The sequence below is a fragment of the Vibrio sp. TRT 2004 genome, assembly GCF_050113735.1.
Lineage (GTDB): Bacteria > Pseudomonadota > Gammaproteobacteria > Enterobacterales > Vibrionaceae > Vibrio.
The window spans coordinates 1-13,813 of record NZ_JBNJOH010000013.1 but is presented as its reverse complement, the minus strand read 5'-3'; the positions used below and the strand labels follow the sequence as shown (position 1 = coordinate 13,813).

Here is a 13,813-nt window from a genome sequence, read left to right as displayed (position 1 = left end):
ATTACATGACCAAGCTTACGGATAAAAAACTGCTGAACTTAATTACTTATGCTCCAGCTTCTATCGTTGCTGTCTTCACTCTATTCTGGATAATCCTTACCGCAAGAGACGTCATTCTAAACTCAGAAGAGCAATTACGCGCATTACGCCAAGAACATCAACAACAGCAACTGGCAACCCTAACCAGCCGAGTCGAATATGTTGAGCAGCAAATCCGCTACGCACGCACTCAAACAGAAGCCGAATTAGAAAGCACGATAAAAGAGCAGATATATCAAGCTCACAACATCGCGACACGCCTATACGAAAGCAACAAATCTTTGCCCGAGGCTGAAGTCACCAAACTCATTACCGATGCCCTCCGCGATATACGTTTCAATAACGGTCGTGGTTACTTCTTTATCTACAAAACCGATGGTTTGAGCATCATGCATCCCCTACTTCCTCGTGTCGAAGGCACCTCTTTGTGGGATTTTAAAGATGTTCGCGGCAGCTACATCGTCCGCGAGATGGGAGAAGAGGTGAAAAAGCATGGCGAAGCATTCTATCGCTGGTGGTTTGTAAAGCCAGATAACAAAAATAAAGAGTTTGAAAAAGTTGGCTTTGGTAAGTACTTCGAACCCTATGACTGGTTTATCGGTACGGGCGACTATGTCGTCGATGTAGAAAATGATATCAAGAAAAGGGTGCTTCACTGGTTGATAAATCTTAGATTTGATCAATTTGGCTATGTATTCGTCATCGAAAATGACGGGACGATTCTTTCGCACATTGAGTCTGACTTGATTGGCAAGAATGCGTATAACCTCGACAGTTCCGAATCTTTACAAGGCGCTTTAGCCCTCATGGACGCCAATAGAGAATTTGTACACTACAAAGCCACCTTTGGACCTGAAGATATCTCAGATTACTCTAAAACCAGTTACGTCGTTCAAGATGAAAGCTGGCAATGGACAATCGGCGCCGGTGTGTATGATGAAATCAATATGCGCTATCTCGCGTCTGTCGAGCAGCAGGCTAAACTTGAACAACGCAGCACCTTACAGCAGCTGTTGGTCATTGGGCTAAGCACAACCGCCATCGTGGCTCTTTTCTCCATTGCTTTAAGCCGTCTCATCGCCAAACGCTTTAAGCGATTTGAAAAACGAATCAACAACGACTTCGAGTATTTGCAGTCCACCAAGGATCAATTGGAGTACATTGCTTCCCATGATGAACTCACTGGCCTACCCAACCGTTCCCAATTACATCAACGTATTAGAGAGGGCATCAAGCAATCGGAGCAAGCATGTTGTCAGTTAGCGGTGATGTTTGTAGACCTTGATGACTTTAAGAAAGTGAACGATTTATATGGCCACTCCGCAGGAGACCGTCTACTCAGTGAAATCGGTAAGAAGTTTGAGGCATTTCTTGGGCCCAACGATTTTGTAGCGCGTTTCGGTGGCGATGAGTTTATCTTCTGTTTCTCCGGCTTAACTAATCTCGCTGAAACCGAAGCAAAAGTTGACAGTATTAAGCAAGTCTTTAAGCAGCAATTTGTCATCGATGGCAAGGTGCTATTTGCCAGTTGCTCTATCGGTGTCTCTATGTACCCTTCCGATGGTAATGAACCCGAAGAACTCATTTCCAAAGCTGATATCGTGCTCTACAAGTCGAAGGCTCGTCAAAAAGGTGATGTACTGTTTTTCGATAGCAGTATTAACAAACAAGTTCAATATGACTTCCTACTCGAACGCGAATTACGCGGTGCGGTTGAGCGCGGTGAGCTTTCCGTGGTTTATCAGCCACAGATTTGTGCAGACAGCGGTAAACTGTACGGAGTTGAAAGCTTGCTACGCTGGAGCAATACTCAACTTGGCCATGTCCCTCCACTGGAGTTTATTTCTCTGGCAGAAGAGATTGGTCTGATACATCAGTTAGGCGACTTTGTAATTAATAAGGCGTGCGAGGAGTTTAGCCAGCTGTTCCCTTCTCCTCAATTTGATTTGGTTCTTTCAATCAACATATCACCGATGCAGTTGATGAACGAACAGCTTATTCCCAACTTGCTGGCGGCAACCGATAGGCACCAGTTGCCTAATCATCGAGTGACATTAGAAATCACCGAAAATGTCCTTATTAGCGATCTCCCTAAAGTCGCACCTGTCATTAGCAAACTGAAGGAACTTGGGTTCACTATATCACTAGATGATTTTGGTACAGGCTATTCATCGTTAAGTTATCTGAGCAACCTACCACTCGACGAGCTCAAAATTGATCGAGTCTTCGTCGACAAGATGCTGAGTTCGGAGCAGAGTGATTCGCTCGTTAAAGCGATCCTTGCGATTGCCAAGTCTGCGGAAATGCGTGTCGTTGCTGAAGGGGTCGAAACGGAAGCCCAGAGAAGGATTTTGATCGAATATGGATGTGATGTGCTGCAAGGCTATTTAATTGAACGCCCTATCAGTGTCGATCAATTAGCAGAAAAGTACGCGTCGACCATACAAGAAAACTCGGCGTCGAAGACAAATCTGTAGCCCGAAGATTTCATTTTTGGAATTTATCTTTGCGTTTTTACTATTTAACCAATCGTGACAAAAGTGTTACTTTAAACGTCATTGGTTACACTGATATAAAGAAATTCCAAAGACCGAACACTCTTTATAACAGTTTAAATAAGGATATGGACCAACAATCTCCAAACAAACAATATGAATTGTTGCCCTTTTTAGCCCGTGCAGTTGCCCACTGTACGGGCATTTTCTTTTCTAGCATGTCCACTTACGCGATACGTCACAAATTAATCACTTGTTTAAATATTGATTAATTTTTGTCGTGTCGAACAAATCATAGCCACACTATAATTAATCGTCTGTTTAATATAAGAGATTTTGGTGTGACGACTAAGCCACGTAAAGCAGGACGTCCCAGTGACAGTATCGATGCTCGACAACAGCTGATCCATCAAGCCAGAGAGCTGTTTACTGTCATGGCTTACGATAAGGTATCGACTCGACTTATCGCCAATCGCGCAGGCGTCAATGTTGCCATGATCCGCTATTACTTCGGTAACAAAGAAGGATTATTTGAAACCATGTTGCGTGAAACCTTGGAGCCAATGCGACGACAAATGCAGGTGCTATTAAAAGAGAGTTCTCAGAAGAACTTTCTCGATCTCATGCGAACTTACTATCGTGAGATGGTCAAGGTGCCGCAATTCCCGCGCTTAGTCGCTCAAGTCATGCACATGGACGCAAGTGAAACACAACGCAAATTATTGGAGAAGGTTTTTCTCGATATCAGCCAACCCATGCAACAGGTTATGTTTACGAAACTCGTTGAGGGCAAAATCCTCAGGCCAGATGCTGACCCGAAACTGTGTAAAGTCTCCTACATCAGTCTGATGGTCTTTCCATTTATTGCACCGCCTGCTTTGCTCGCGATTCATGGCATTGAACTGAATGAAGCCTTCTTAGACCGACTGCTCGAACACAACATCAAACTCATGACTCACGGATTTCTGCAATCCAACCACCAGCAGGATTAACATCAATGAAAATTAACAAGAAACTACTGTTCTTCCCCGCACTCGCTGTTGGCGTGATCACCCTGATTATCGCGGTAAAAATGAAACCTGATCTGCCCGTTAAACCCGCTGGCGATCGCGCCCGTTTAGTCGAAACCGCAACGTTAGAACTCAAGTCAATGGCTCCGCAGGCTATCGGGTTTGGTAAAATTGCCCCTAAATTAGAGTGGAAAGCGATCGCCGAGGTCACAGGTAAAATCGTCTTCCGCCATCCGAGACTTGAAAAAGGGCAGGTTCTTCAAGCCGGAACAGAAATCCTGCGTATCGACCCACTCGATTATGAACTAAAACTGGTTCAAGCTCAGGCTGATCTCAAATCTGCTCAAACCTCTTTAGCTAAGCTGAATCAAGAAGAAGATAACCTTAAACAAACCTTAAAGATCGAACGTAACCGACTTGAGATTGCGAACAAAGAGTTACAACGGAAACAGAATCTGCGCACTAAAGGGCTGACATCTCAGTCAGATGTCGATCAACAAGAGCAAAGTGCGTTATCACAACGCAAACTGGTTCTGGACATCGAAAACCAAATAGGACTGATGCCAGATGAAAAACGTGTCGCGCAAGCCTTAGTTAAAGTCAATGCATCGAAAGTTGATGAAGCACAGCGTTCCCTTGAGAAAACCATTATTACTCTTCCGTATGATCTGCGAATTGCCTCAGTCGATGTCGAGCAAAATCAAGTTGTGAACCTCCAGCAAACGATGGTCACCGCACATGGTATGGGCGTGATGGAAGTTGAAGCGCAGTTATCGATTCACGACATGCAGACCCTTGCATCTAGTCTTGGAGAGTTTGGTCGTGATGCGAATGGAATTCCTCAGCCTGACATGACCTTCATTGATGCCTATATCGAACTAAGTAGCGGAAGCTTGAAGGCAACATGGCCTGCCAAAGTTGCCCGTATCAGTGAAACGGTTGACCCAAATCAGGCAACAGCGGGCGTGATTCTAGAAATCGAGCAAGACTACCGCAACCTTAACCCGACGTCCGCACCGCCACTGGTCAATGGTATGTTTGTCCGAGCGGTCATTGAAGGTCAAGCCAATCCAAGTTGGGTCATCCCTGAACGCGCTTTGCACGGTGACAAAATCTATCTGATGAATCAGGAAAACCAGTTGGAAATCCATGCTGTCGAAGTTCTGTATCGCCGAGACAACCAAGTAGTCATCGATGGTAATTTTAGCCAAGGGGATCAACTGATTGTTAATGATCTTCTTCCTGCCATTGAAGGGATGCTGCTTAAAACAGCGCACAATAGCGATCAGGAGTCAACGCAATGATCCGATTCTTTGCCAAGCATCCGACAGCCGCCAACCTGATGATGCTCGCCCTATTAGTACTCGGCCTCACCTCATTACCCAACATCAAAAGGGAGACTTTCCCCGAGTTTGATCCACCCTATATTATGGCTGGCGTCGTCTACCCGGGTGCATCTCCTCAAGAAGTCGAGGAGAGCATCTGTGTAAGAATGGAAGATGCCGTCGATGGATTAGCCAATATTGAAGAGACCCAATGTGAAGCCGTTGAAGGTTCAGCGCGCCTGATCCTCAAGCTCAATGAGAAAGCCGATATTGGTCGGATGCTGGTTGATGTTCAGACTCAAATTAACTCTATCAATGACTTCCCTCAACAGATTGAGTCCCCTGTCGTTCAAGAACTAGACTGGAACGAGCCTGTCGTTGATGTCGCGATTACTGCCGATACCACTTGGCCTGAGCTAAAAGCGTATGCCGAACAGCTTAAACGAACGTTAAAGCTCGATTATGATGTTTCGTTGGTCGATGTAGCAGGCTTTTCGGATCACCAGTTTAGAGTCGAGCTTGATGGGCAAGCGATGCGTCAATTGGGTCTAAGTGTTGGCGATATCGCTGATCAGATTGGTCGTCAGAATATCAAGCTACCAAGCGGAAACGTTGAAACTCCCGACAAAAACTTCCTTATCCGTTTTGATGAGCGACGCATCACTCCACAAGAAATGGAAAGCATTGTTGTCGGCTCAGGCCCCAATGGATCGCTCATACGTCTTAGAGACATCGCTACCATCACTGATCGCTTCGAACTGGACGAACAAAAAGTGCTATTCGATGGCCATCCTTCTGCACTGCTTAAAGTCAGTAAAAACAAAGAAGATGATGCGCTGCGTATCAAAGAGCGTGTCGCCCAGTTTGTGGAAGAACAACAGGCGATTGCGCCCATGGGTGTCAAACTTGAGCTGACCAATGATCTCTCATCCGTACTCTGGGATCGCTTAACTATGATGGTACGCAACGGCTGGCAAGGTATTGTCTTGGTGTTTGCTACCATGTGGTTGTTCTTCACTCTTCGTTACTCATTTTGGGTTGCCGCCGGTTTGCCAGTCGCGTTTCTTGGCGGTCTATTCTTAATGGCACAACTCGGACTGTCAATCAACATCATGTCGCTGGTGGGTCTTCTGATGGCAATAGGCATCATGATGGATGATGCAATCGTGATCGCCGAGTCTATCGCATCACACCTAGACCGTGGTGAAGAGGTGGATGACGCAGTGATAAAAGGGGTGAAAAAGGTTCTGCCCGGCGTTATCTCTTCGTTCCTAACCACTGTGTGTATCTTTGGCAGTCTATTGTTTCTCGAAGGAGAGATGGGGGCGGTTCTGAAAGCCGTTCCGCAAGTGCTCATTCTGGTTCTAACGTTAAGCTTGGTGGAAGCATTTTTAATCCTGCCTAACCACTTATCCCATTCGTTACACCGAGAAAAAAACGATCAACCACCTGCTAAGTTCAAACAAAAGCTCCTCGATAAGTTTGAGAACTTCCGTAACACCACCCTAGTCTATGGTGTCGAAAAAGTGGTCGAATACCGCTACGCCTTCCTCGGTAGTATCGTCGCGTTACTTCTGATTTCAATAGCCACCATTGCTGGTGGACTACTTAAATTCCAACCATTTCCAGAATTAGATGGCGATATCGCTGAAGCTCGTATCATTTTACCTCCCGGCTCGTCTCTCTCCCAGACCGAAGCTGTGGTCGATAAAATCGTCGCTTCCGCTCGTAAGCTTGATAAAGAGTGGAGTGAAACTGTCGAAAATGGCACACCGCTGATCGAGCATATTACCAGTCAGTTTAACGCCAACGCGGACGCCAACGAGTCTGGCCCTCATATCGCGACCGTCAGGCTTGACTTGCTCGGGGCAGAAAGCCGCAACACAGTCATCGATGAGTTTATTGCCGCATGGAGAAAAGATATTGGAGAGCTCGCCGATCCTATCTCTCTGGTATTTAAACAACCCACTATGGGACCAGGAGGACGAGCCATTGAAATCCGCGCCAAACATGATGATCTTAACGCCTTAAAAGCGGCCTCGATCGATATTCAGCAGTACTTAAAAGAGTTTGATGGCGTTCACGGCGTACTCGATGACATGCGCATGGGCAAGGAAGAGGTGCTCGTCAAACTAAGACCGGGCGCTGAAACCTACGGAGTCAATGGTCAGCTTATCGCCAACCAACTGAGAGCCGCTTTCTTTGGTCAAACGGCCGATGAGATTCAGGTTGGCGTCGAAAACATCTCCGTTGAGGTGCGATTAAATAAGGTTCAAGCGGGCGATCTACAACAGTTAGCTAACTTCCCGATCATTGTCGCTGACGGTAGCCAAATTCCCTTGGCAACCATCGCGACGCTCGATTTCCAGAGAAACTATGTACGCATACAGCGCATTGACGGATTGAGAACCATCAGTGTTTTTGGTGACACAGACAATACCAAAGTCAACTCAACCGCTATCATCAATCAGTTCCAGAAAGATGAAGCGCCTAAGTTAATGGCTAAGTATCCGGGGCTACGCTTTGATTTTGAAGGGGAAGCAAAAGACACCGCAGAAACCAGTTCTTCGATGGCGAAAGGCTTCTTGCTCGGACTGTTCGGTGTATTCACCATCTTGAGCTATCAGTTCCGCAGCTACTTAGAACCGTTTGTGGTTATGCTCGCCATTCCACTCGCTTTTATCGGTGTAGTATGGGGACATATTCTGCTTGGTCACTCACTCAGCATGCCAAGTATGATGGGATTTGTTTCTTTGGCGGGGATAGTGGTCAATGACTCTATCCTGCTGGTACAGTATATCCATCACCATGTGGATGAAGGAGACAATGTCCATAACTCGGTTGTAAAAGCGAGCAGAGAGAGGTTCCGCGCGGTTTTCTTAACGTCGATGACTACGGCTGCGGGTTTGCTACCACTGCTCACTGAAACCAGCTTGCAGGCGCAAGTGATTCAACCACTAGTGATCTCTATCGTCTTTGGTATTTTTGCCTCCACACTTCTAGTGTTGTTTATGATCCCCGCCGCCTACGCCGTATTGGCTGACTTCGGTTTGGTTCATAAACATCAAGAAATCTGATGGTCGAAACATTAAAATAAAAATAAGCCAGACAAGATGCCTGGCTTATTTTTTATCTATCGAGATCATTGCTCAAGACGTGGTTTGTGCCTTCGCTTTCGCTCGTGGAAACAGGCGTTTTAGCTTGCCAAACACGCCTTTGATATCCTCCAACATCAAATAGAGACATGGGACGAGAACCAGCGTCAGCAGTGTTGCAAACAAAACGGCGAAACCGAGTGCGACCGCCATAGGTATGACAAACCTTGCCTGAAGACTGGTTTCAAACATAATCGGCAGTACACCAACAAAGGTAGTAATGGAAGTTAGTATGATGGCTCGGAATCGAGCACAGCCAGCTTCTATCACGGCTTCTTTGATCGTCACGCCTTGCGCTCGAACCTGATTGACATAATCTGTCATCACCAAGGAGTCGTTAACCACCACCCCCGCGGCAGCGATAAGACCAAATGTCGACATCATGCTCAGATCGAGTCCAAACCAATAGTGTCCCCAGATCGCCCCAGTTAGACTAAACGGAATGACAGACATAATGATCAGCGGCTGAGTGTAGCTCTTGAGCGGCACAGCCAGCAAAATATAAACAATGATCATGCCAGCGACAAAGAAGATTTTTTGCTCATTTTGCTGAGCTTGTTGCTCTTCTATCGAGCCACCAAGTTGGCTCTTAACGCCGGGATAAGATGTCAAAATGTCTGGAATGATTTCATCGGTGATCTGACCAACAACCTGATTCGGCTCAACCAGTTCCTCATCAATAGAACCGTAGACATACACACTGCGATAGCCACCTTCTCGTCGAATACTGCTCACGCCAGGTTGCTGATTAATTTCGACCACATCCCCCAGCATCACCTTTTTGCCTTCTGGAGTCGTAATGACGGCATATCGCAGTGAAGAGAACGCTTCACGAGTCAACTGTGGGTAGCGAACCATTACTTTAATTTCTTCACCATCGCGCAGCACTCGTTGTGCTTCGCCACCGTAAAAACTCCCACCGACCTGAGTGGCAATATCGAAGAGATCCAGACCGAGATCGTAGGCAACTGGTGCGAGAGAGAGCAGAACTTCCTGACTACCCGCATCAATAGATGAAGAGATATCAAACAAGCCTTTCTGCTGTTGCAGAGTCAAAATCAGATCGCGTCCAGCCGCATTCAGACTTTCAATATCCGACCCATAAAGCAAGAATCCGAACTCATCCCCTTTCTCATCATCGTTAACGTTGTCAGATACATTGAGCATCTTGAGCCCTGGGATATCTGGCAGACGTTCGCGCCATCTTCGCGCCAACTCAAATGTGGTAAATGGTCTCAGTTCCTCATCAACCAAAGGAATCACCAAGCGCCCCTCTTTTCTACCCTGGCTAAAGGTGAGGATGTCACGAATCATTTTCTGACCCGTCTCTTGCTCGATCTCTTTATCAATCGTCAGAACCGTCGATTCGATGAGTTTCAACGCGTCTATCGTCTGTTCGCTAGAAACATTGTCGTTCATCACCAACTTAATACTTGGGAAATCATGAGGTACCTTAGGTGATGGGACGATTCGAACGTAACTCGCCATCACCATAGCGATACTGATAACGAGTATCGCGACAAAGCCAGCAAACACACTCCAACGCCAGTAGGTACAGGTTGTGACAAAACGTTTGTACGGCCCATTGATGAATGCAAAGAAACGAGTATTGAATCGATCTCGCCAACTGCCTTTCTTGATTGGAGTGAAATTAGAATGTGCTAAGTGCGCCGGAAGAATCAATTTCGACTCAATCAAACTAAACAACAAACACAGAATAACAATCGACGCGATACCAAAGAAGAAGGCGCGTTCAATACCTTTAGACATCAAGAACGGAGCGAATACTGCCATGGTGGTAAGAACACCAAAGGTCGCAGGAGTCGCGACGCGTTTTACGCCTCGAACCACATTTTCAACCCCGCCACCTTTTTTCTCGATTTCACTATAAGCACTCTCGCCAATCACTATCGCGTCATCGACAACAATACCCAGCACCATAATGAAGGCAAACAGTGAAATAATATTGATACTGACACCAATCGCAGGCATCACCATCACCGCGCCGAGGAAACAGACAGGCAGACCGATCATCACCCACATTGCTAACTTAACGCGCAAGAATAGACTAAGCATGAGTGCGACCAAAACCGCACCTTGCAGTAGGTTCTTCAACATCATGTCTAAACGCGCATTCAGATAATAGGTCATATCAACCAAAGTTTTGATCTTCAGATCGGCTGGCAACGTTTGATTCTTTTGCTCAATATACGCTTTGACTGACTCCGCAACGGCGACCATGTTTTGATCTTTTGTCGCCTTAACCGAAAGGTACATCGCGTTTTGACCCGAATACTTGAAGTATCGATCATCTTCGGTAAAGCCATCTTTAATCGTGGCGATATCTTGTAAAAGAACCTTGCCACCATTGTTACCAATTTTGACTGGAATATCGCGGAACTCTTCACCGCTGTAATACTGATTCTCTATTCGTACCGAGATCATTCCCGCATTGGTGCGCACTTCACCCGCAGAATAGTTCGCTGAGTAACGCTTAATCGCGTTGCTAACGTCATTAAGCGTTAAACTGTACTTTTGCAGCACTTGAGGTTCGATTTCTATGGCGATCTCGTAATCAGGCGCCCCTAAATCAACCAAAGCCACATTCCCCAGTTGTAGCAACTCATCTTCAATCTGTTTAGCAATCGGCTTTAGCTCAAGTAAACTGCGATCACCCACCAGAGCCATCTCAATGACATCTTGACGCCACTCGTATTGGTAAACCTGAATCGGCTCCATGGCATCTGGGAAGTTAGAAGTGGCATCGACCTTCTGCTTAACCTTATCGAGAACATCATCGATATTCTCATTAACGTTCACTTCCAGCTCAATGTTACCGCTACCACGATATGCCGTGGATACCGCTTTTTTAATTCCCGTGACATCCTTCAACGACTCTTCAAGTTTGATTAGGATGCTCTCTTCAATTTCTTGTGGTGACGCCCCCGGATACTGTGCGCTGACATTGATGTAGTTGACCTCAATGTTGGGGAACATTTGTCTTTGTATGAAGAAAAAACTCACCGTTCCGACGATAAGAATGAACACCATCAGCAAGTTTGCCGCCACAGGGTTGTTGGCGAAATAGGCAATCAGCCCTGTTTGTTTCGTCTCTTCCATGCTCAAACCCTACATGCTTGATTGGTTAGTTTTCGCAGCAACTTCGACCTGTAACCCTTGCTGCGGATACTCAGGCACAGTGAGGACTAACATGTCATCATCATTTAATCCCTGATTGATCAGCATGAACTCTTTTTCTGCACGCAACACATTAACGGTTCTTGGTTCTAACTGATTGTTGTCGTTAACCACCCAAACCTGACGATTGTTAACCAGTTCTTGCGGCAGACGGTAAATATGCTTCAGCTCTTTGCCTGCGAACTGCACCTCGACATAAGAACCGAATTTCATCGCGGGCTGATCACTATCAATGGCGTAAGGATTCTCGACGCGAACCACCATATTGATCATCCTTGTGCTGCTATCTACTACACCGAGGTCACGGTCGATAACACCTTCACGGAAGGTATTTTCGATACCGCGCTGAATGATCTGAGCTGATGTTCCTGCGTAGTCTTGTGGCAAGAAAGCACTATCAAAACCTGCGATTGGAATATGCACTTCACCCGCTTCGACGTTATTTAACGTTGCGACGTGAGCACCCGCAGTGATGAATTGACCAACACCAATATCCCTCGACACCACTAGTGCATCGTAAGGTGCGATGATCTGGCAGTTTTCTAAATCACGTTTCGCTCTTTTTAGCTCGGCCTGTGCAGATTTCACTTGGGCATTGGCACTGAGCAGTTGCGGTTTACGGAGATATAAATCTGTGACCTGTTTTTCAGGCATACTCTTCGCTTGACGCTTTGCGACTTCGGCTTTTGCTTTCTCCTCGATAAGCGCTGCTTGTGCGCTCGCTAACTGAGCTTCAGCCTGCAATACCGCCGCTTGGTAGTTGTCGTTTTCAATACTGAATAGAACCTCGCCTCGTTTTACAATACCACCAACGACAAAGTTGGCGTGCCAGCTGATTACCTCACCTGACACCTGGGCTGAAAGTTGAGTGACTTCCACAGGTCGAAGCTCGCCGTGGCTAGTAATCACGACCTTATGGTCACTTGATTGAACTTTAGAAACGGTGACGACTGGTGGTGCTTTGGGTGGCTTACTCTCTAGTGACTCCGGTGCACTTGAAGCGATAGCTGAGTAGCCCGCATAGACAGCCCCTAACGTGATAAATGGCAGTAACCAACGTAACGGCTTAGTTGTCATGTGAATTCCTTATCCGCTTGTAATAATACATTTGTGCAATCTCGGCTGACTTCACCGAGTATTAGAATTTATATACGTATGTAGAGAGGTTTTGCACCAATTCAGCCCACACTATACACCCAATAAATGACGTTCATAATAAATCCTTATCAATTCTCATTTTTGTTCATACATTGAATACCTAATTAGGCGATAGCAATTGCAGTGCCAAAATTAACTCTCTGATAAATAAAAGCTTCCACAGGACTAATCAATACTTACTAACTATGCAGTTGGTGAATGTAATCACTAGTAGGTGAAATTTACCTACTAGTGATTACAATAAAACCTGATGAGGCAAATATGACTAACAAGGAAGCCGTCAGATGAAGCGAGTCATTCTATTTGATTGGGGTAACACCCTAATGGTTGATTTTCCCCAATACAGCGGAAAAATGTATTTGTGGCCAGAGATTGAAACCGTAGATCAAGCACACACTACCTTGGAAAAGCTGAGGCAGGATTACGATCTATACATCGCGACCAGCGCACAAGATTCATCCGAATCAGACGTTCGTGCAGCCTTCGAGCGTGGTGGCTTAGACGTTTTTATTGCGGGTTACTTCTGCAAAGCCAACGTAGGAATCGATAAGAACTGTGCTGAATTTTATCGTTCGATCACCCACTCACTAGGCCAAGTGGCTTCTCACGTCACTATGGTTGGTGATTCACTTGAAAAAGATATTCTCCCCGCTAGAGAAGCTGGACTTCAAACCGTCTATTTCAATCCTCAGCGTCATCAGGTTGATGAAGGCATCACTGAGATTCACTGTTTATCTCAGCTACTAGAACAAAAATGGTAACTGGCACTTTACCTCAGCTTAGGTTGAGGTTTTATAGTCTCGTCCTTAGCAAGGTATCAACATCAAAAAGGACAACAAGTGAAAACATTGATTCTATTCTCAAGCGCAAACAAACAAGGAAATACGGCTAAAACCATTGATGCGGTCAATCGCAGCCACGAAAGCGAGATTATCGACATTGATGAGCTGGCGATCACTCCCTACAACTACCAAAATGACTATCCTGCCGATGACTTTTATCCATTGGTCGATAAGATGCTCGCGGCTGACAACATTGTGTTTGCCTCTCCGGTATATTGGTATACCGTGACTGCGCCGATGAAAGCCCTGATCGATCGTTTAACCGAGTTGCTCGATGTTGCCGAACTAAAGCCCAAAGCGCGGGCGCTTGAACATAAGCGTGGGTTCTTAGTGACCAGCTCAGGTAAAGCGCAAATATGCCCAATATTTTATGGGCTGTTTCACGGTCTATTTGATTATTTTAATATGGAGTTTACTGCAACTCTGCACGCCGCTTGCAATGATGGCTACTCTTTGTCTGACCAGGATTTGCAGCACTTCACTAACGCCTTGAGTCATAGCCAATCCCATTGCTAAGTAAATTACCACCTTCTAAAGAAGGTGGCTTTGTGTGAGCCCCCTAAAAGGGGGCCTTTGTTTAGTCCAGCGCTA

8 protein-coding genes are annotated in these 13,813 nt (G+C 45.9%); 6 read left to right on the top strand and 2 right to left on the bottom strand.

The genetic code is table 11. The features are described from left to right. Positions 1–5: 5 nt before the first annotated feature. The 4 genes from ACQEXR_RS07565 (at position 6) to ACQEXR_RS07550 (ending at position 7,946) form a co-directional block, all read left to right on the top strand. On the top strand, positions 6–2,516 hold the full coding sequence (locus tag ACQEXR_RS07565; protein ID WP_427020047.1) for a bifunctional diguanylate cyclase/phosphodiesterase: 2,511 nt from the start codon (positions 6–8) through the stop codon (positions 2,514–2,516). A 359-nt stretch (positions 2,517–2,875) separates the two neighbouring features. Then, entirely contained in the window at positions 2,876–3,526 is a 651-nt protein-coding gene (locus tag ACQEXR_RS07560) for a TetR/AcrR family transcriptional regulator (protein ID WP_331417813.1), read from the top strand. Positions 3,527–3,531: 5 nt separating this feature from the next. Then, on the top strand, positions 3,532–4,848 hold the full coding sequence (locus ACQEXR_RS07555) for an efflux RND transporter periplasmic adaptor subunit (protein ID WP_426950049.1): 1,317 nt from the start codon (positions 3,532–3,534) through the stop codon (positions 4,846–4,848). Beyond that, complete coding sequence (locus ACQEXR_RS07550) at positions 4,845–7,946, top strand: efflux RND transporter permease subunit (protein WP_427020046.1); 3,102 nt, start codon at positions 4,845–4,847, stop codon at positions 7,944–7,946. Before ACQEXR_RS07555 ends, ACQEXR_RS07550 begins: the two co-directional genes overlap by 4 nt. A gap of 72 nt (positions 7,947–8,018) precedes the next feature. Here the strand turns inward: ACQEXR_RS07550 and ACQEXR_RS07545 are convergent, their stop codons facing one another. Then, positions 8,019–11,144, bottom strand: a complete 3,126-nt coding sequence (locus tag ACQEXR_RS07545; RefSeq protein WP_426950045.1) for an efflux RND transporter permease subunit — start codon at positions 11,142–11,144, stop codon at positions 8,019–8,021. 9 nt (positions 11,145–11,153) lie between these two features. Further along, positions 11,154–12,299 carry an efflux RND transporter periplasmic adaptor subunit gene (locus ACQEXR_RS07540; protein WP_427020045.1) on the bottom strand — a complete coding sequence of 382 codons (1,146 nt, stop codon included), beginning with the start codon at positions 12,297–12,299 and terminating at the stop codon, positions 11,154–11,156. A gap of 365 nt (positions 12,300–12,664) precedes the next feature. Between ACQEXR_RS07540 and ACQEXR_RS07535 the strand changes: the two genes are divergently transcribed. Together ACQEXR_RS07535 and ACQEXR_RS07530 are read left to right on the top strand one after the other, a co-directional pair. After that, entirely contained in the window at positions 12,665–13,141 is a 477-nt protein-coding gene (locus ACQEXR_RS07535; RefSeq protein WP_427020044.1) for an HAD family hydrolase, read from the top strand. Positions 13,142–13,219: 78 nt separating this feature from the next. Beyond that, on the top strand, positions 13,220–13,738 hold the full coding sequence (locus ACQEXR_RS07530; protein ID WP_427020043.1) for a flavodoxin family protein: 519 nt from the start codon (positions 13,220–13,222) through the stop codon (positions 13,736–13,738). Positions 13,739–13,813: the final 75 nt, after the last annotated feature.

Excerpts from the sequence above, each read along its gene's own strand:
- ACQEXR_RS07565 (WP_427020047.1), top strand. The coding sequence starts at position 6 with ATGACCAAGCTTACGGATAAAAAACTGCTGAACTTAATTACTTATGCT.
- ACQEXR_RS07550 (WP_427020046.1), top strand. The coding sequence starts at position 4,845 with ATGATCCGATTCTTTGCCAAGCATCCGACAGCCGCCAACCTGATGATG.
- ACQEXR_RS07555 (WP_426950049.1), top strand. The coding sequence starts at position 3,532 with ATGAAAATTAACAAGAAACTACTGTTCTTCCCCGCACTCGCTGTTGGC.
- ACQEXR_RS07545 (WP_426950045.1), bottom strand. The coding sequence starts at position 11,144 with ATGGAAGAGACGAAACAAACAGGGCTGATTGCCTATTTCGCCAACAAC.
- ACQEXR_RS07535 (WP_427020044.1), top strand. The coding sequence starts at position 12,665 with ATGAAGCGAGTCATTCTATTTGATTGGGGTAACACCCTAATGGTTGAT.
- ACQEXR_RS07540 (WP_427020045.1), bottom strand. The coding sequence starts at position 12,299 with ATGACAACTAAGCCGTTACGTTGGTTACTGCCATTTATCACGTTAGGG.